The 18,987-nt window shown below is 41.8% G+C and carries 16 protein-coding genes; 10 read left to right on the top strand and 6 right to left on the bottom strand.

Annotated features, from left to right (window positions below; translation table 11 throughout):
- Positions 1-91 precede the first annotated feature (91 nt).
- From L4D09_RS18400 to ylqF, 4 genes are all read right to left on the bottom strand, one after another.
- Entirely contained in the window at positions 92-640 is a 549-nt protein-coding gene (locus L4D09_RS18400) for a protein disulfide oxidoreductase (RefSeq protein WP_428458980.1), read from the bottom strand.
- On the bottom strand, positions 640-2,742 hold the full coding sequence (locus L4D09_RS18395; protein WP_428459017.1) for a protein-disulfide reductase DsbD family protein: 2,103 nt from the start codon (positions 2,740-2,742) through the stop codon (positions 640-642). The genes L4D09_RS18400 and L4D09_RS18395 overlap by 1 nt, the downstream gene beginning before the upstream one ends.
- Before the next feature lie 73 nt (positions 2,743-2,815).
- Positions 2,816-3,223, bottom strand: a complete 408-nt coding sequence (locus L4D09_RS18390) for a hypothetical protein (protein ID WP_428458979.1) — start codon at positions 3,221-3,223, stop codon at positions 2,816-2,818.
- Positions 3,224-3,507: 284 nt separating this feature from the next.
- The gene (gene ylqF / locus L4D09_RS18385; RefSeq protein WP_428458978.1) at positions 3,508-4,461 is read right to left on the bottom strand and encodes a ribosome biogenesis GTPase YlqF; all 954 of its coding nucleotides are present in this window, start codon (positions 4,459-4,461) and stop codon (positions 3,508-3,510) included.
- A gap of 518 nt (positions 4,462-4,979) precedes the next feature.
- Between ylqF and L4D09_RS18380 the strand changes: the two genes are divergently transcribed.
- Entirely contained in the window at positions 4,980-6,707 is a 1,728-nt protein-coding gene (locus L4D09_RS18380; protein WP_428458977.1) for an amidohydrolase, read from the top strand.
- A gap of 389 nt (positions 6,708-7,096) precedes the next feature.
- Positions 7,097-7,450 (top strand): DUF3332 family protein, encoded by a 354-nt coding sequence (locus tag L4D09_RS18375; RefSeq protein WP_428458976.1) that lies wholly within the window; start codon positions 7,097-7,099, stop codon positions 7,448-7,450.
- Between the two features lie 92 nt (positions 7,451-7,542).
- Here the strand turns inward: L4D09_RS18375 and L4D09_RS18370 are convergent, their stop codons facing one another.
- Both L4D09_RS18370 and L4D09_RS18365 read right to left on the bottom strand, forming a co-directional pair.
- Complete coding sequence (locus L4D09_RS18370; protein ID WP_428458975.1) at positions 7,543-8,538, bottom strand: helix-turn-helix domain-containing protein; 996 nt, start codon at positions 8,536-8,538, stop codon at positions 7,543-7,545.
- Between the two features lie 224 nt (positions 8,539-8,762).
- Entirely contained in the window at positions 8,763-8,909 is a 147-nt protein-coding gene (locus tag L4D09_RS18365; RefSeq protein ID WP_428458974.1) for a hypothetical protein, read from the bottom strand.
- A gap of 236 nt (positions 8,910-9,145) precedes the next feature.
- Between L4D09_RS18365 and L4D09_RS18360 the strand changes: the two genes are divergently transcribed.
- The 8 genes from L4D09_RS18360 to L4D09_RS18325 all read left to right on the top strand — a co-directional run bounded on the left by L4D09_RS18360 (position 9,146) and on the right by L4D09_RS18325 (position 18,959).
- A complete protein-coding gene (locus L4D09_RS18360) occupies positions 9,146-9,907 on the top strand; it encodes a ribonuclease H1 domain-containing protein (RefSeq protein ID WP_428458973.1) in 762 nt (253 codons plus the stop codon).
- Between the two features lie 147 nt (positions 9,908-10,054).
- Positions 10,055-11,305 carry an esterase/lipase family protein gene (locus L4D09_RS18355; RefSeq protein ID WP_428458972.1) on the top strand — a complete coding sequence of 417 codons (1,251 nt, stop codon included), beginning with the start codon at positions 10,055-10,057 and terminating at the stop codon, positions 11,303-11,305.
- Between the two features lie 291 nt (positions 11,306-11,596).
- The gene (locus L4D09_RS18350) at positions 11,597-11,857 is read left to right on the top strand and encodes a chaperone NapD (protein WP_428458971.1); all 261 of its coding nucleotides are present in this window, start codon (positions 11,597-11,599) and stop codon (positions 11,855-11,857) included.
- A gap of 1 nt (position 11,858) precedes the next feature.
- Positions 11,859-14,345, top strand: coding sequence for a nitrate reductase catalytic subunit NapA (gene napA, locus L4D09_RS18345; RefSeq protein WP_428458970.1), 2,487 nt, complete (start codon positions 11,859-11,861; stop codon positions 14,343-14,345).
- A 28-nt stretch (positions 14,346-14,373) separates the two neighbouring features.
- Complete coding sequence (locus L4D09_RS18340) at positions 14,374-14,808, top strand: nitrate reductase cytochrome c-type subunit (RefSeq protein ID WP_428458969.1); 435 nt, start codon at positions 14,374-14,376, stop codon at positions 14,806-14,808.
- A gap of 8 nt (positions 14,809-14,816) precedes the next feature.
- On the top strand, positions 14,817-15,413 hold the full coding sequence (locus L4D09_RS18335) for a NapC/NirT family cytochrome c (RefSeq protein WP_428458968.1): 597 nt from the start codon (positions 14,817-14,819) through the stop codon (positions 15,411-15,413).
- A 261-nt stretch (positions 15,414-15,674) separates the two neighbouring features.
- Positions 15,675-16,349 carry an SDR family oxidoreductase gene (locus L4D09_RS18330; protein ID WP_428458967.1) on the top strand — a complete coding sequence of 225 codons (675 nt, stop codon included), beginning with the start codon at positions 15,675-15,677 and terminating at the stop codon, positions 16,347-16,349.
- Between the two features lie 369 nt (positions 16,350-16,718).
- Positions 16,719-18,959, top strand: coding sequence for a bifunctional metallophosphatase/5'-nucleotidase (locus L4D09_RS18325; protein ID WP_428458966.1), 2,241 nt, complete (start codon positions 16,719-16,721; stop codon positions 18,957-18,959).
- The last annotated feature ends 28 nt before the right edge of the window (positions 18,960-18,987 follow it).

Here is an 18,987-nt window from a genome sequence, read left to right as displayed (position 1 = left end):
AAACAGCCCAGTGTAGCTACTCTATATAAGTAGCTACTCTATATAAGTAGCTACTCTATAGAAATTACTGACTGGGCTGTTTACTTTTATATTAGCTAGCCAGCTTCATTCTCAACAAGAGCCCAGGAGGAGAGCTAAACCCAGTTGTGATTGAAGATACTTGCCCATCTTTTACAATGATGACTGACGGCACTGCTGATACACCCCATTGCCTCATGAGTTTTCCTGCATTGTCGTTAATGGTGTCAAAACGATATTCATGGTGGTTGAGGTAAGCATTTAATCGTCTATCATCACCTGAATTAACCGCGACAGAAATAACGTCATAATCATTATTTAGCCAATTTACGGTCGGGCTAACGAATCGGCAAACGCTACACCAGGTTCCCCAAAAGTAAACGAGGACAGGTTTTTCGTAACTTCTAGCGATTAAATCAACTGTTTTGCCTTGGGTTGTTTCCATAATCAAGGGGGGAACATCACCTTTAGGCATACTTTGGCTTCGCCAAACATCCATCGCAACAGTGATGGCAATGATGACAAGAAACATCAGCACAGCTTCTTTTATAAAGCGCCTAAATTTCGATGGCGGCTTGTTATTTAAAGTGTGTTCGGTTGTTGTTTTTGGTTCAACATCCATTACTGACCACCTTTACCGCTTGCAGCTTCAATCGCTGTTATTACCTCATCACTTTTCAGAATAACAGGTAGCGGAATGCCCATTGGTGCATTTGGCCCGTAGACAATATTAAACGGGACACCAAAACGGCCATTGGCACGCAGAAAGCCCGTTACATAGTCTGATGGCTTCGTCCAGTCTCCGCGCATCAATACGATATTTTCTTCGCCCAATGTTGAGTAGACTGGATCTTGGAGTAATACCGTTACTTTATTGACCTTACAGGTAATACACCAATCTGCAGTTACATCAACAAAAACGGTTTTACCTTGGCTGACTTGTGCCTGAATTTCATTGATATTCAGAGGCTGCCAAAAGTGATCTTTAGGTAGTGGTGTTGCCCAACGATCTGCTGTCATGCTACCAGCAATTAAGCCTCCGCCAGTACCAAAGATAATGAAAGCAACCGCTAAGATAACAGGTTTGCGTCCTTTTACTTTGCCTAAGCGCCATAGCAACGCAATAACCATTAATACACCAACAATAACGATTGTTGCGGTACCGAAGAAGTTAGTCATTAAGCTTAGTAACCACAGGCTGGTGGCTAGCATCATAAAGCCGAATAACGTTTTTACTTTATCCATCCACAGGCCTGGTTTTGGCAGGGCATTGGCAAGGCGAGGGAAAAGGGCGATAAGTAGCCATGGTGCAGCCATACCAACGGCTAAAGCCGTAAAGACAGCAATTAGCGTCACGTTACTTGCACCTAAAGCAAAAGCAACAGCCGTTCCTAAAAATGGTGCACTGCATGGTGTGGCCAGTAGGGTTGCGAACATACCTTGGACGAAATGACCCGCATATGAGTCATCACCTTTAGTTGCCATCCAGGTGTTTGTATTGCTTGATAGGCGAATTTCAAACAAGCCCAGCATGTTTGCTGCAAATAAAATGGTGATTAGTACCATCGCACCAATGAAGTAAGGGCTTTGGAATTGAACCCCCCAACCTAAGGCTTGGCCTGATAGCTTAAGAACAATCAAGAATCCGGCAAGAAGCCAGAAAGACGTTAAAATTCCGGCGGCAGACGATAGGAACTGCATCCGAATTTGACGTTGCTGTAGGCCGTTTGCGGTGATAACACTGCTTAACTTCATTCCAAGTACAGGCAGTACACATGGCATGATATTCAAGATCAGGCCGCCTAAAAGCGCGATACCAATGATCTCAAGCAAATTGGTGTTACCGCCAGCGATAGTGACGGGGATATCGTTGGCGATCCCTTGAACTTCAACAGAGAAATCAGTGTCGCTGATTGTTACGTTAAGGGTTTCGCCTAGAAGCTTAGGTTCACCAAACCAGCTGCTTACATCCATTTGTGCAGTAAGCGTATTACCATCAACATGGATTTTGGGTTTAAGGAAAGAAGCGTCTTGTACATTTTGTGTCTCACCATCAATGAATACATCTGGTGATTTCCAACCTAATGTATTTGTCGCGACAACAGACATGACACGCTTATCTTTGTTCCAAGAAAGTGCATTTAGCTCAACAGTGGCTTGAGTTTTCGGTACTAGCGTCATGCCTTGGTTGTAAAGGTGCATTGCTTCGGCAGAAGCCGTTAGATCTGCAGGGTTAAAGCTAAGCGAAATCTCATAATCGGTTAAGACGCAAATATTGGTGCAAGACGACATGGTTAACACACCCGATAGGAAAACAGGCTTGTTCATGTCATCAATATACAACGTCATTGGAAAGACGATGTTCTCTTTGTAGCCTAAGGTTTCGACACCAAGAAACTCATAGCGCTTTGGCATTGGCCAATGCCAGTCAACATCGGCAAGGTTGTTTGACAGTTCCCAATTAATTGTTGGCGCCACACCACCTTCACCGGGGCTACGCCAATAGGTTTTCCAGTCGGTATCCAGTTTTACTTCTAATAGAGCTTCTACCGTATTTGAGGCTGTATCTTGTTGCCCAGTCAGCATATAGCGAAGTTGTACTGGTGGATGATCAGGGTTGTTGAGCCACCCCGTTGAATACTCAGTAGCAGAAACAGAAAGCGAGATGAGAGTACTCACTAACGCCACAAGGGTTGTAAAGAAAGATAATCGTTTAAATATCATAGTTTTCAATGTAATAACTCCAAAAATAAAACAGCAGAAAGCGCAGGTAAATACCTGATAAATCAATCTGGGGTTATTCTCGAAATACGCAAAAGGTAAGGTGACGTCGCCGCGTCGGGGGGATAGGCTCGGTTAGTACTGGCACAATACGACTAACACCAGCGAACATTGAAAATGTCAGCACAATAATGAATAGGCTGATAATGGCATGTTCAAAAGTATGTTGGTGCAGTTGCAGCAGGTGATCGGACAGTGAGCATTTATCGGTGTTTTCTGATGACTGGCTGTCTAGAGAGCGTTGGATCTCAGCTGAGAGTGCTGGGGTATTAAAGTAGCTGTCGGTTGATTGAGCATTGTCAGCACCATACACATTACAGCTAGTCACTAGGCCAAAATTTTGTCCCGAGCAGACAAAAATGACTAGCATAACTAGCAGCAGTGTATATTTTGCTGTTTGGTTACGATTTAACCTATTATGCATTAATGCTCTCAATCGCCATAAAAATAAAATAACTTCCAATAAATGTTTGGAAATCAAACTAACAACGACATTCTGACCGTGCTAGTAGTCGAAAGTTTCATTGTTCGCTAGTTTTCACGTATTTTCGTGATTTTATGTTCATAGTGCAACCTTGTTGTTAAAAAGGCTTACAAAGTATCTGTGCTACAAGATGAAAAAAAACCATCAAACTTAGTTACGTAAACAGTAAACATGGCTTGATGGTTTAATGAAGAAGGCTTAAGCGTGGAATCTACGCTGGAGTATTAACGCTTATTACGCAAATAGCGCTTACGACGTTCTTCTTTCTTCTTGATTTGCTGTTCTTTTTTACGTTCCGCTTCAATTTCTACGTTCACCAACTCTTCAGTGATCATTTCTGGGCGTTCCATAGTGATCTTACCCAGAGTTCCGTTACGTAGCTCATTGATCAGAATTTCAGAGGCTTTGTGAAGGTCTATACGGCCACCAGAACGTAAACAGCCTCGCTTGCGACCAATCTCTTCCATCAGTTCAATTTCACTTTCAGGTAAATCGTCATCTAGTTCGTAGCGAGCTTTGATAAGATCAGGATATGCCTGAATAAGGTATTCAATGGTAAAGAATGCAACGTCAGTGTAATCCATTGCGGTATCTTTAACGGCACCTGTTGCGGCAAGGCGGAAACCACTATGCGGGTTTTCAACTTTAGGCCACAAAATTCCTGGTGTATCCGATAAAACGATACCATTTTGTAGATTGATACGCTGTTGTTGACGTGTCACTGCTGGCTGGTTACCAGTGATGGCAACAGTACGGCCTGCTAGTGCATTGATGATGGTAGATTTACCGACATTTGGAATACCCATGATCATGGTGCGAATATTCTTACCCATGTCTTCGCGGTGTGGCGCCAGCTTGCGGCATAGCTCAGTGATCATCTTCACTTCGCTAAGGTTCTCTGTGGTGATGGCTATAGCCTTTACACCTTGTTCTTTCTCAAGGTGGTCAATCCACAACTGCGTCATTTCCGGATCAGCTAAATCACGTTTGTTCAGTACTTTAACGACAGGTGTCGTGTTTTTCTCACGGAAAGTTTTAATCAGTGGGTTTTCACTACTGAACGGAATACGGGCATCAAGTACTTCAATGATGACGTCAATTTTAGGAAGTACTTCTTCAATTTCTTTACGTGCTTTGTGCATGTGGCCCGGAAACCACTGAATTGTTTKGCTGCTCATTTGTTTTAACTCTTTTTTGTTCGGCAAGGTCTTTGAGTTACTAAAGCAAAGGCAAGCCGAAAGCTATAAGTAAGGGCGTGTTCACTTAAGTACACATTGACTGGCAATATTGTTATAACCAGCGCTTACTCATCAATTGTTAGTCAGTTGATGTGAAGTTTAACGTAATGAGCGAGAGACATAAACGATTTTGGTTCTAGGTCACAGTTTTAACGGTGTTTCTAAGCCAGTCGTATAAATTAACACCACTTTATGCATTGTAACAAGATATTAGATGTACGAATGAATAGGTAGATGAAAATTTAACCTCCGCGTAACGATATTAAGTTTACCGAGAGTAATTAGGCGAAGTTACCTCTAAATATTATGCAAATGCAYGTTGTTAAAAAAATAATATGTTATAGATTGAAATAATAATTAACACTGATGATAATTTTGTATTACAAGACAACGATAGTATTAAATTTGCTGATGTATCGGCTATTTATAAAAATACTATATGTGCCTTGGAGCAAAAATTGAAAAAATGTAGTCACTTAACGAAAAAAGAAACATTAGGTACCCTCTGTGCAATCTCTCTGATTTTTTCTGCGGGAGCCAATGGTATAGAAGCAGAGACCATCTATACCAATGGCCACATCATCACGATGGATGACTCTAGAAAAACGGTTGAGGCTGTTGCAGTTAGTCAGGGGAAGATACAAGCAGTTGGTGAACTTTCAGAGATGAAGTCACTTGCCTCTGAGCATACAAATATTGTGGACTTGGAAGGAAAGACAATGTTGCCAGGGTTTATTGACCCGCATGGTCATTTCTTTTTTATGGCAGAGTATGCTTATGGCTGGGTAGATGTTAACAGTAAGCCGATAGGCACTGTGAAAACCATGGACGACATGATGTTGCTCCTTAAACAGCAAGCGGAAGTGACCCCAGAAGGTGAGTGGATTTTGGGGTGGGGTTATGACGATACTAATATCAAGGAAATGCGGCACCCAACCCGCGAAGATTTAGATAAAGTCAGCACAAAGCATCCAATTTATGTACAGCATGTCTCTGGCTGGTTGTCTTCAGCAAATACGCTGGCGCTGGAGTTAGCCGGCATTGATAAAGACACGCCTGATCCCGATGATGGCCATATCCAAAAGAACCCTAAAACAGGTGAACCAACAGGGGTCATTGAATCTGCTCTACCACCTGTCTATAAAGTCGTCCCAAGCTATAAGCCTCAAGATTATGTTCAAGCTATGGAAGCGGGCTCTGACATGTATCTTGCAGCAGGTGTAACGACAGCACATGAAGGGTGGGGTAACTTCAATCAATGGGAGTTACTGCAACAAGGGCTGGAGGCCGGAACGTTGAAAGTCCGTACGATTTTCCGTCCTTTAGCACAAGGTGGAGGAACAGCGGAGCTGGAACTGTATCCTAATATTGCTTCTGGAACCGCTATAGATCAAGATCAGATGCTTGTTTTGGGGGCGCATAAATTAACCGCTGATGGCTCTATTCAAGGATATACAGCTTACTTATCAGACCCTTACTACAAGCAACCGGAAGGGCAGGTAGATCATGCGGGTTATCCAACACATGACCATGAAGCTCTTGAAGAAATGGTTTTGAGTCTTCATAAGAAAGGGCATCAACTTGCGATTCATGGGAATGGTGATAAGGCGATCGATTATATATTAGATGCTTTTGATGCGGCTCAGAAAGCCTTCCCAAGAGAGGACACTCGCCATATTGTCATTCATAGTCAGATGGCACGTGATGACCAACTCGACAGAATGAAAGCGCTAGGTGCTATCCCTTCTTTCTTCTCAACGCATACTTATTTCTGGGGTGATCGTCATTACGAAATATTTATGGGTGCAGAACGTGCTGAACGCATGAGCCCAGCAGGCTCCGCAGTGCGTAAGGGTTTACCGTTTACATTGCATAATGATACCTACATCACGCCTATTAGCCCATTAAAGTCTATCTGGTCAGCGGTCAACCGACAGTCATCAAGTGGCAGGGATTTAGGTAAAGAAGCGCAAGGTGTATCGGTATATGATGCGATGAAAGGTGTGACTATACATGCTGCTTGGCAAAGCTTTGAAGATGAAATCAAAGGGTCAATCGAAGCTGGAAAGCTGGCAGATTTTATTATTCTTGATGAAAACCCACTGAAAGTTGATCCAATGACTATTAAAGATATTCGTATTAGAGCCACGATTATTGGCGATGATGTTGTTTATGGGGCAATTTAAATAGAATAATATATGGTGTGACTATCACAGCTGGCTAGTTGATTCTGAACTCACAAGAATTTTTAACTGGCAGCAACACAATTAATGGGGTACCTCACACCTTTAACATTGAAACCAAAATATGGCTGGATGTAAATGAAATATTAATAACTCATTACATTCAGCACATATAAAGTGACTAAATTTATATGGAAGAATGTTTATTAAGATGTAAGTGTCGCTAAATGACCTTCTATGCCTAACTGGTTGATGTTGTAATACCTGAAAAACGAGTAGCTATAAGATCGATATGTAGGATTTGCCCCAAATGTTTGGGGCTTTTTTTATTCGTATATTGGTTTTTATTGCGAAATGAGTGTTTATTTTTAACGGTTAAGTTAGACATTAAAATGATGATATTTAATAATGTAACTAAAGTAGTATTTTCTGTAGCGGCAACTTTAATTCTTAGTGGATGTGTTGGTAGTAATGTTGCTACCACTAAATTGATGGAATATAACATTGAAGCAGTCGATAACCGATATGCTCGTGGTGGTTTGAATATGGCTATGTCGCCACTTTATGGTGTAACTGTCGCAGCAGACTATATAGTTTTGAATTCTTTGGAATTTTGGACTGGCTCTAATCCAATCAGTGGGGCTCCACATATTTTTGATACCGAAACTGAAACTTGGTTAGAGGTCAATAATAATATTGATGAGTCGCTACATTCGGCTCCAATTAAAATAAGTAACGAGAAGTAGGAACCCTTACTGTATAGTTCTGTATGTGTGACTTGAAGTAAGTTTTACCCTCACATTGTGAGGGTCTTTTTGTTTAAGGTAAAGCTGAATTATTATGACTGCATTAAATATTGACGAGGAGTCATATTAATTTGCTTTTTTAATGCACGAGTGAAATTCGATGGATCGCTATAACCAAGTTCAAAAGCTACATCGTTAACACTCATGCCTTCCTTTAGTAACTCTAAAGACTTCTTTAGTTTTTTCTTATTGATATAATCTCTAAACGATGAACCTTGATCAATAAATAGACGCTGCAATGTGCGTTCAGACACACCGAATAAGTGCGCTACAAATTCAAGGCTAAAAGACTCATGCTGCCAAAATATGTCAATGATGTGTTCTAAACGAGAAGACAAACAACTACGACTTTGAGTTTCACTTTGAAAGTGCAGAGTCTCTATAGCACATTCAACGGGGATGTAGTTGCATTTTTGACCAGTGATGACTCTATATTGTTTGGTCTGCCCAACAATTTTAGCCTGCGGGGGGGAGTTGTTTTCCATGACAAGGTAATCTGGTTTCCATGTGTTACCAAGGTATTTTCTTAATAACCCTAATAGCTTAAATGTAGTAAAATCATTGGCGTACTCAAACCCCCGGTCTGTACTTTTTAATGCGCTTTTATGATAAATACGAAGTTTATTTTCATTGTATTCGACCCAAAGTTTAAAATGAGAGCCCTGTAATTTCTGATGTGTCATAACCGTTGATAGTAAGCCAGATAAATCATTATTACTTTGAATACATTTACTTAGTGTAGGGTGTAAGTCATCTAAATCATTATATTGGGCAGCATGAAAACCGAGATCATGGTGGTTTGATAACTTTGCAACTGTATCAGCCAGTCTCCCTATCATGTGAGTAGGAAGATAAATGTTAGGGTTTGTAAGTGCTTGTTTATTTAATTTAAATGCTTTTAAAACTGTTGATGAATCGATATTGTTATCATCTGCAAACTTTAAGAATGGCGCACTAATAGTTGCGCGGCTGATAGGCAATGTATTCAAGGTGTTTTGTTTCTCTTCGTAATTGCGGTGCGACTCCATTGCAGCGCTTTAGTAAACAAATTGTGCTTAGCAAATCTATCACGTATGGCTAACGAGAACAGTTATGTTTGAAGCTAATTGTATTTCAAAATGTTTCCATAAAAAGTAGTGAATATAATAATTACTGCTCAGGAGTCTTGTTAAATAACAACGAGTATAACCGGAACCTCGCTAATTACTTTCTTGTTACCGTGCATAGTAGAGATTTATCTGAGCATTAAGCTCTATTCCATACTGTTTTTTTTCATTGGCTTATTAAGCTTTTGACTTTGTTGCTCATGGAGGGCATCAATTAGTTTCCGATCTCTCTCAGCAAAGTACAAATCTTCTTCTGCCTTTCCTCTTAGCTTCATTTTTTCGGTAAAATCCATATCGACTCTCCCCCTCTAATGTGCGTTAACTTAAGCGTAGGCAACGTACAAAGTTTCTTCACTATGGTCAGTTAAAAGTGTGATCAAGGATGAATTTTATTCTTCCCTTTCAAGTGACTATCAGCAATGTCGTTAGTTTAGTATTCTTGATGGGTTATATTTGCGATATGCCGACATTTGTAATCTAGTGTCATTGAGCTTAAGCATGTATCACTCTGATTATAAAGGGAAAACAAATGGCTAAAAAATTTTATGTTGTCTGGGTAGGGCGTGAAACAGGTGTATTCACCACTTGGGACAAAACCAAGCAGCTTGTCGATAAGTACCCAAAGGCAAGGTACAAATCCTTTCCTTCACGAGAAGAGGCGGAAACCGCTTTTAAGTCAGGTAAGAGCGCGGCGCCAAAACCGCAAGCTAAGGCTGGTGGAGCAAAAGTAAGTCCTAAAGTATCAGCAAAAGTGAAAGTGCCATTAACTGACTTTGACGTAAATATATACTGCGATGGTGCATGTGATCCTAACCCAGGAAGAGCGGGCTCAGGTATTGCTGTTTATCATAGCGACCAATTGGCTGAGCTCTGGTATGGATTATATAACCCGAATGGTACGAATAATACTGCAGAGCTGAACGCTTTACATCAGGCTCTATTGTTGGCTGATAGGGCATTGCAGCAAGGGAAAAGTGTCCATATTTTAAGTGATTCCCAGTATTCGATTAATTGTATTTCTGTCTGGGCTTATAGTTGGAAGAAAAAAGGCTGGAAACGCAAAGATCCGGGCGATATTAAGAACCTTGAGATCATTCAATCCGCACATGAGTTATATGACAAGCTTAAAGCCAAGGTGACGTTGTCACACGTTAAGGGCCATGCTGGTATCGAAGGCAATGAGCTTGCAGACCGCATGTCGGTATACGCGGTAGACCAAGCTGATACGGCATTTCATCAGTATAATGGTCAGTTAGATATCGAAGCGATATTGGCACTAAGAGCCGGGTAGTATTTAATATACTCGCTTGGGTTCATTGCTCTAGTTTATCCTTTCGTTATGAGCTTGGTGGCTTATTCTATTTACGTATGTTATTAGGTATGACGAAGATATTTTCTTTTCATTATTCTTAATAAATACGCGAAATGGAGTTCGTTAATGGTTAAACAAGCGGCAACCAAACGATTTAAGCACCTTCATGCATCAGATCTTCGAGGCATTGGCCAATTAGCGACTCAAGCGACAGTCAGTGCTACTCGGATCGCTGAAGGTGTTCATCAGTCTGTCTGGCGTACACTTGGGATGCCAAGTGGCGCAGCGCCAGACCGAACTCGTGGTGTTACGGGTTTTGTGTATAAAAATATTTATTCCATTACTGAGTTTTTAGGTAATGGTGTCGACAAAATACTTGAGAAACAACAGCCTTGGCTTGAATCGCTAGATGAAGATAAAACTGACACGCTTGAACGAATATCAGTGATATCTGCTCTAAATGGTGTAATGGGTGATAAGTTGGTAGAAAAAAAGAACCAATTTGCGATCCCAATGACCTTTTACTATCAGCAATCACCTTTGCAATTAGAAAATCTGAAACCGTTAGTTATTCCACAAGCAAAATGTAAAGTGTTGCTGATGATCCATGGCTTATGCATGAACGATCGACTATGGCAATGTGAGCGTGATGGGATCGAAGTTGATCATGGTCAGCAGCTGTCATCGACATTGGGTTATACCCCTGTTTATCTTCGTTATAATTCTGGTTTACATACATCGCAAAATGGTAGAGAACTCTCAGATTTACTTGAGCTATTTGTCAAAAACTGGCCGACCCCCATAGAGGAATTGTCTATTGTTGCCCACAGTATGGGGGGCTTAGTGGCGCGAAGTGCTGTTCACTATGCTAAGGCGCAGGCATTAGACTGGCCTAATATTGTAAAAAATATAGTCTTTCTTGGAACGCCTCATCAAGGTGCACCTTTAGAGCGCATTGGAAATAAATTCGGTGTGATCCTTAGTAAAACCCCGTACACAGCACCTTTTAATTTGCTCAGCAACCTTCGCAGTGCGGGGATCACCGATCTACGTTATGGCAATGTTGTTGATGAAGACTGGCAAGAAGTAGACCGCTTCCATAACAAACCGGATGAGCGACGCGGTGTGCCCTTACCGAAGGGTATTGCTTGTTTTGCTGTTGCGGCGGCAACAGCAAGCCAAAGGAGTTTGCTGGCTGAGCAATTAGTCGGAGATGGCTTAGTGCCGTTAAACAGTGCGCTGGGATGCCATTCAGCGACTGAACGTAATTTACTTTTTCTAGAGTCTTCGCAGAAAATTTTTTATGGTATTAATCACAATGAATTATTGAGTGATCCGAAGGTTACTCAGCAACTTGAATCATGGTTAAGCCAGTAATGTAGATACACTTCTTCTCCCCCTAGGAGCCCACTGCCTAGGGGTGCATATTTTTACTTATTTCTTCATAAGCTTTCATAATGGCATGATTTAGCTTTAAGTTACTGATTTTAATAACTGTGAACTCAGTACGGCCTCTTTCTTGATCTAACTCAATAGTAGTACCTGTTACCCCTTTAGGGTTATACCTTGCTTTTTATTAATGCATAAATTGGTCAATAACCACTTTAAAAGTAAGTATTTTACTTTTGTGCGGGTGATGAAGTGTGCCTGTTTTAGGAGGAGTTAGCAGTGAATGAATATCATATCAGTAGCTTGATTGTTTACGCCGCAGCCAAACAGAGTGAGCTGATAAAAGCAGCAATTGAAAACCTAAAAGGGGCGGAAGTACCTATACACAGTGAATCAGGAAAGATGGTTGTTACGCTGGAAGGAAGCAGCAAAAACGGGATCGTCGATCGTTTTAATGAAATAAAAGCCATGCCCGGTGTATTGGATACCACACTGATTTTCCACCAAATGGATGAACAATCTGAGCTTAAGGAAGCGTAAAATGACAATCAGTAGACGTAGTTTCTTAAAGGCAAATGCCACGGTAGCCGCGGCTGCCGCAGCAGGGCTGACTATACCAGTGTCGGTCACACATGCAGCGGGAGAAGATAAAGAAATTAAATGGGATAAAGCACCATGCCGTTTCTGTGGCACGGGCTGTAGCATACTTGTTGGGACGCAAAATGGTCGAGTGGTTGCGGCGCAAGGTGATCCGGAGTCGCCCGTAAATAGAGGCCTTAGCTGTGTTAAGGGGTACTTCCTACCTAAAATTATGTACGGGAAAGATCGCCTAACTCAACCGTTGCTTAGAAAGCGAGATGGGGTATATCACAAAGAAGGGGAGTTCACCCCAGTCAGTTGGGATGAAGCCTTTGATGTAATGGCAGACAAGTTTAAGTCAGCCATGAAAGATAAAGGGCCAAGTGGTATTGGCATGTTTGGCTCTGGTCAGTGGACGGTGTGGGAAGGGTACGCAGCGGCGAAGTTGTATAAAGCGGGCTTCCGTTCTAACAATATCGACCCGAATGCTCGTCACTGCATGGCATCGGCTGTTGTTGGTTTTGGCCGTACCTTCGGTATGGATGAGCCGATGGGCAGTTATGACGATTTAGAGCATGCGGATGCGTTTGTGCTTTGGGGCGCGAACATGGCAGAAATGCACCCGATCTTATGGACTCGTCTAGCCGACAGACGTTTATCGAATGATAAGGTGAAGGTAGCTGTCCTATCAACCTATACACATCGAACTTATGAACTGGCTGATAACCCGATTATCTTCAGTCCTCAGACTGACTTGGCCATTTTGAACTTTGTTGCTCACTATATTATTTCTAATAATAAAGTGAATAAAGCGTTCCTTGAAAAGCACGTTAATATCCGTGAGGGAGTGACCGATATTGGTTATGGGTTGCGTCCGTCTCACCCATTAGAGCAAGCCGCAAAGAACCCAGGTAGTGGCGATTCGACGCCAATGAGCTTTGAAGACTACGCAAAGTTTGTATCAACTTACACGGCAGAATATGCGTCTGAAATATCGGGTGTACCGATTGATCAACTTAATGAGTTGGCAGAATTGTACGCAAACCCTGATATCAACGTTGTCTCTTACTGGACGATGGGGATCAACCAACATACACGTGGTGTGTGGGCAAATAACCTGATTTATAACATCCACCTGTTAACAGGTAAGATCTCTAAACCTGGTTGTGGGCCTTTCTCACTAACCGGTCAACCATCAGCTTGTGGTACTGCTCGCGAGGTAGGTACTTTTGCTCACCGCTTACCTGCCGATATGGTGGTGATGAACCCGAAACACCGTGAAATATGTGAAACCCAATGGAATATTCCTGCTGGTACCATTCCACCTAAGCCGGGCTATCATGCGATTTTGCAAGATCGTATGCTTAAAGACCGTAAGCTCAATGTGCTTTGGGTAATGTGTAACAATAATATGCAAGCAGGGCCTAATATTAATGAAGATCGCCTGCCGGGCTATCGTGATCCTGCAAACTTCATTATTACTTCGGATCCCTATCCAACAGTAACGGCAATGGCGTCAGACTTGATTTTACCAACAGCAATGTGGGTAGAAAAAGAAGGTGCCTACGGTAATGCAGAGCGTCGTACCCAATTCTGGCGTCAGCAGATTTCACCACCAGGCGAATCTAAATCAGATCTTTGGCAAATCATGGAATTCTCAAAACGTTTCAACGTTGAAGAAGTGTGGCCAGAGGATTTGATTGCTAAAAAACCTGAATTGAAAGGCAAAAATCTATATGACGTTCTGTTTAAGAACGGCAAGGTCGATAAATTCAGTAATGATGAACTAGCCGCTGATCAGCTAAATGATGAATCTCGTGATTTTGGTTACTACGTTCAGAAAGGCTTGTTTGAAGAATACGCCTATTTTGGTCGCGATCATGCCCATGATTTAGCCCCATTCGATACCTACCACAAAACCCGTGGCCTACGTTGGCCTGTTGTCGATGGCAAAGAAACAGTGTGGCGTTATTCAGAAGGTTATGACCCTTACGTTAATAAAGGTGAAGCATTTTCTTTCTACGGTAAGCCAGATAAGAAAGCGGTGATTTTTGCCCTGCCTTATGAGCCACCTGCTGAAGCACCCGATGCAGAATATGATCTATGGCTATCGACAGGCCGAGTGTTAGAGCACTGGCACACTGGTTCGATGACTCGCCGCGTACCAGAACTATACCGTTCATACCCAGATGCCGTTGTTTACATGCACCCGCTTGATGCTAAGAAGCGAGGCTTACGCCGTGGAGATGCTATCAAACTGGTTTCTCGTCGTGGCGAAGTTTCAAGCCATGTTGAAACCCGTGGTCGTAACCGCGTACCACAAGGGCTTGTTTACATGCCGTTCTTTGATGCTGGACAGCTAACGAACAAGGTAACACTGGATGCCACTGACCCTATTTCGAAAGAGACTGACTTTAAGAAATGTGCGGTGAAAGTAGTAAAAGCATAACGGAATTTAATAAGAATTGGAGCCAAAAATGAAGGGTAAGTATGTTGTATCTGCACTGCTCGCCGCAGTGGTAAGTGTTGCAGCATTCGCCGAGGTTACCTCGCTACGTGGCGATCAGCCGATTGGTGATAACAATGAGGTGGTGGCGATCAAGCAAGTGTCTAAAATGCAAGGGCGTCTTGGGTTAGATTTTGTTCATCAACCGCCGCTTGTTCCGCATGCAACGGAGCATGTGCAGATGAACCCAAGTAATAATGGGTGTTTAGCATGTCATGATGTCGATAAAACACGTCGTACAGGCGCACCTCGTGTTAGTCCAACGCATTATATGGACGCTAATAATAAGATATTGTCAGAAATTGCACCTCGCCGATATTTTTGTTTGCAGTGCCATGTGCCTCAAGTTAATGCTGAACCAATCGTTGAAAATACATTCGAGCCGATTGGTAAGTTCGGTAAATAGGGGGATGTATGGGAGATAAGCGACCAGGTATTATCCAGCGATGCTGGCAGTGGTTTCGTAAACCTAGCCATTTTGCTATTGGAAGTATCTTAACAGTCGGTGTGATTGCAGGTGTTGTTTTATGGGGGGGCTTTAATACTGCAATGGAAGTCGCCAATAAAGAAAGCTTCTGTATTGGCTGTCATGAAATGGAAAATACCGTGTATCAGGAATACATGGGTACGATTCATTACACCAACAGCAGTGGCGTTCGAGCAACCTGCTCAGACTGCCACGTCCCTAAAGAGTGGGGGCCAAAAATGGTGCGTAAGATCCAAGCCAGCAAAGAGCTTTATGGCAAATTAGTTGGAAAGATCGATACACCGAAGAAGTTTGAAGAACATCGCTTTGAAATGGCTTCCAGAGAGTGGGCACGAATGAAAGACAATGACTCTCAGGAGTGCCGTAATTGCCACAATTTTGAGTATATGGATTTCAGCACCCAAAGAACGATAGCTGCTTCAATTCATAGTCAGGCGGAAATGGATGGGAATACCTGTATTGATTGTCATAAAGGTATTGCTCACCAGTTACCGAAAGGGCATACGATAGAAAACGCGATCTAGTTTCATTTTCGGTGTAAAAAAATCCTCTGTAGCGAGAGCTGCAGGGGATTTTCTCAATTAATCTAGCCGGATAATATAAACCTCGCTGGCGTTAAATTGATGGTAAGAGTAATGTACAGATATAGTCAGAATATAATTGATGATAATATAAAATAATACGGTTAATAAGTTACTGGTAGAGTCTGATTAATGCTTCGTGGGCTTTCGTATGTGCATATATTTATTTTCAGCAGGCTTTAATATTCAACGGATAGGATTATTATGAACATTCTAATAACTGGCGCTACGAGTGGTATTGGCTACGAACTAGCAAAGCTATTAGCAAAAAAAGGACATGTTGTTGTTGCAACAGGACGGAATCTGGACAAATTAAATGAGCTAAGTACAGCAGTAGGCTGCCATACTTTACAAGCAGATTTAAGTTGTACTGAACAAACGCTTGAAATGTTTAAGCTAGCGCATCAGCATTTAGGTGAAATGGACGTCCTTATTAACAATGCAGGAATGATTTCAAGAAAGTGCTCTATTGATGAATTTACCCTCGAAGAGTTTGAGGATCAATACGCTATAAACTTAAGAGCGCCTGCACTCTTATGCCGCGAAGCACTGAAAGTGATGAAGCCGCTAAACTCTGGTCACATCATTAATGTCGTCAGTACTGTTGCTAAACGTGCGAACGAAACAATGAGCATTTATACTGCGATGAAACAAGGGCTAGCAGGGTTTAGCTCAATCTTAATGAAAGAAGCTCAGCCACATGGAATTAAAGTCACTTCATTGTTCCCCGGTGGAACAGATTCTAACTTTAGAGTTGCTGACCGGCCTGAATATATGTCACCAGAAAGTGTTGCTAAAACAGTGGCTTGTATCCTAGAGCTGCCGGATGACATTGTTATGCATGAAATGACATTCCGACCTAAAGTCGAACTAGAATAGTTTTTTCTTGGCTTTGCTAATTAATTTGGCAAAGCCAGTTTACTAATGACATTAAGCCACAAATTCTAGCCTCAGTTTATTTATTACGACTACTGTCTTCTGTGGTGGCGTAAAATTGCTTCCTATTCACCGTTATTCTCTATGCATTAACTGTGTGAGTGTCTGTATTCTTATTGAACAAATTCATGTTGTGCATTTGTATGGTTTTAACGGTTACGTATCATGCAATGGTTTACAATTAACGATTCATTTATTGAACTTACTGAATTTACAAATTGAAACTTCTTTGGTGCTTTTTTAAGTACTTACTCTATTTGCAAGCGTATATTTCTTAGTGTTTGTTTTTTTAATTTCACTGGTTTGCGAAAAATGAAAAAGAATACCTTAAAATATACAGCGCTTAGTGTAGCAATCGTTGCTGCATTAGCGGGATGCGATAATAACAATAATACTAACGAAGTAAAAAACGAAATTGCATCTATTGCAGAATGTAAAACATTTGAACCTACACCAGCCGTTATTGTAAAAGGTGAGAATGACCAATTGACTCACCAAACCATCACGATCGGTGCGACAGGTGATATGCATGGTCGTATTTTTGCTTACGATTACGCACTTGATGGCGTTGATGTGAATGCCGGTTTCACCAAAATTGCGACTTTATTGCATGAAGAGCGCGAAAATAACGAAAACTTCTTAATGATCGACCTTGGCGATACTGTTCAAGGTAACTCTGCTGAACTATTTAATAACGAACCGTTACACCCAGTTGTTGAGACTATGAACTTCATGGATTACGACTTGTGGGTACCGGGTAACCATGAGTTTGATTTCGAGCGTGCTTTTCTTGATCGTAATTTAGAGGGCTTTAATGGCTCGGTAATTTCTTCAAATGTTGTATGGGACAAAAATGCGACTGACTGCCAATCTAATGGTGAAGAAGTTCCATTCCTACGTGGTTACCAAATTTTTGATGTAAACGGTGCTAAAGTTGCGGTGATCGGTCTGACACCATCATGGGTTAAAGTCTGGAACGCGTCCAACCCTGAAAACTTCCGTAACTTAGATTTTAAAGACGAGCTTATCGCTGTTGAAGAAACAGTTAATGCGGTTATTGGTGAGTACCAGCCTGATGTCGTGATTGGCGCATTACACTATGGCCGTAAAGAGCATGATCGTGGTGTTCATGAAATTGCATCAAAACTGGCTGATAAATTTGATGTGATCTTCATGGGGCACGAGCACGCTCGCTTCATTGAGCAAGTCGAAAAAGGTGCCGATATTGCGGCTGAAATGCCAAATATTTCTGTTGATGCTGGTAACGAAGTAGAAGATAAAACGAAGTCTGGTGTTTACAACGCTGAAAATCGCCATGAGAAAGTAAAGATTATTGAGCCGGGCAACTGGGGTTGGGCATTAGCAAAAGCTGAAATCGAACTAGAAAAAGATCAAAACGGTAAATGGCAGATTGTTGATACAACCATGTCAAACCGTACTGTTGCCGATGTGAAAGAAGATGCAACATTGCAAAAAGAAATGCAGCATGTTCATGATGCCTCTGTTGTTGATGCAAACATCAAAATTGGTGAAGTCATCGGCAACTTTACCAATGCAGCTGGTGGCTTTGCGGATGAAGCTGTAGGTGAAGAACAACACTTAAGCAGTGAAGGACTACGTTTATATACAACTATTCAWACAGGTAAATTGTATGACACTCCATTGACTGATCTGATCAACCAAATTCAAATTAACAAAATTGAAGACAAGGTGGTTGACGCCGATGGTAACCCTATAAAAGTAGATGTATCGGCCGCTGCGTTATTTTCAGATGCATCAAACTTGTTTGATGGTCAAGAGTTCCGCAAAAAAGACAGTGCTAACCTTTACATGTATGACAACCAGTTAGTGGCCGTTAATATTAAAGGTGACAAGCTAAAAGAATACATGGAATGGTCTTACGGCTACTTTAATACGTATCAAGAGGGTGATTTGACGGTTTCATTTAACCCTGCCATTCCATCATATAACTACGATATCTTTGATGGCGATATTCATTATACCGTTGACCTAAGTAAAGAGGTTGGTGAGCGAATTGAGATATCTCAGATCCGTGGTGGCGATTTTAATGAGTCAGACACATATGTGTTGGCTATTAATGATTACCGACTAGGTACACCTATGCTGAAAGTAGGGTGGATTTCTGAAGATGATGTGATTTGGGATTCTTCTGCAGAGCCTGTTTACGCTGTTCGCGATATGCTGACAGAGTACGTTGCTGAAACTGGCGTTCTTGACCGTAGCAAGTTTGAAAATACCAACTGGTATATTACTCAATACGGCCCATCAAATGCCAACGGTGACGTTGCCGCTGAGCAGAAGGGCGATATCCTTAAACTTCGTGAAGATGGCGCAGATGGTGAGGCACTTTGGAGCCGACTGCAAAATAAAGAGGTTTGTGTGATGCGTTCAGGACCAGGCGCTCGAAATTCAATTAACGTGTCTATGAATATCACTGACGAGAATACTTGGTTTGTAAATCCAAACCATAAGCCTGATGCGACGAAAGATGAGTTATACAACGGTTGCGTTTATACAAATCAACCAAATTAAGAGCGTAGCTAAGTAATATAAATAAAGA

This window comes from Photobacterium makurazakiensis (assembly GCF_050336715.1).
GTDB lineage: Bacteria > Pseudomonadota > Gammaproteobacteria > Enterobacterales > Vibrionaceae > Photobacterium > Photobacterium makurazakiensis.
Note: the sequence above shows the minus strand (reverse complement) of the source record. Positions and strands in the feature narration are given on the sequence as shown.

Excerpts from the sequence above, each read along its gene's own strand:
- napA (WP_428458970.1), top strand. The coding sequence starts at position 11,859 with ATGACAATCAGTAGACGTAGTTTCTTAAAGGCAAATGCCACGGTAGCC.
- L4D09_RS18370 (WP_428458975.1), bottom strand. The coding sequence starts at position 8,538 with ATGGAGTCGCACCGCAATTACGAAGAGAAACAAAACACCTTGAATACA.
- L4D09_RS18395 (WP_428459017.1), bottom strand. The coding sequence starts at position 2,742 with ATGATATTTAAACGATTATCTTTCTTTACAACCCTTGTGGCGTTAGTG.
- L4D09_RS18365 (WP_428458974.1), bottom strand. The coding sequence starts at position 8,909 with ATGGATTTTACCGAAAAAATGAAGCTAAGAGGAAAGGCAGAAGAAGAT.
- L4D09_RS18400 (WP_428458980.1), bottom strand. The coding sequence starts at position 640 with ATGGATGTTGAACCAAAAACAACAACCGAACACACTTTAAATAACAAG.
- L4D09_RS18375 (WP_428458976.1), top strand. The coding sequence starts at position 7,097 with ATGATGATATTTAATAATGTAACTAAAGTAGTATTTTCTGTAGCGGCA.
- L4D09_RS18360 (WP_428458973.1), top strand. The coding sequence starts at position 9,146 with ATGGCTAAAAAATTTTATGTTGTCTGGGTAGGGCGTGAAACAGGTGTA.
- L4D09_RS18390 (WP_428458979.1), bottom strand. The coding sequence starts at position 3,223 with ATGCATAATAGGTTAAATCGTAACCAAACAGCAAAATATACACTGCTG.
- L4D09_RS18340 (WP_428458969.1), top strand. The coding sequence starts at position 14,374 with ATGAAGGGTAAGTATGTTGTATCTGCACTGCTCGCCGCAGTGGTAAGT.
- L4D09_RS18355 (WP_428458972.1), top strand. The coding sequence starts at position 10,055 with ATGGTTAAACAAGCGGCAACCAAACGATTTAAGCACCTTCATGCATCA.
- L4D09_RS18330 (WP_428458967.1), top strand. The coding sequence starts at position 15,675 with ATGAACATTCTAATAACTGGCGCTACGAGTGGTATTGGCTACGAACTA.
- L4D09_RS18335 (WP_428458968.1), top strand. The coding sequence starts at position 14,817 with ATGGGAGATAAGCGACCAGGTATTATCCAGCGATGCTGGCAGTGGTTT.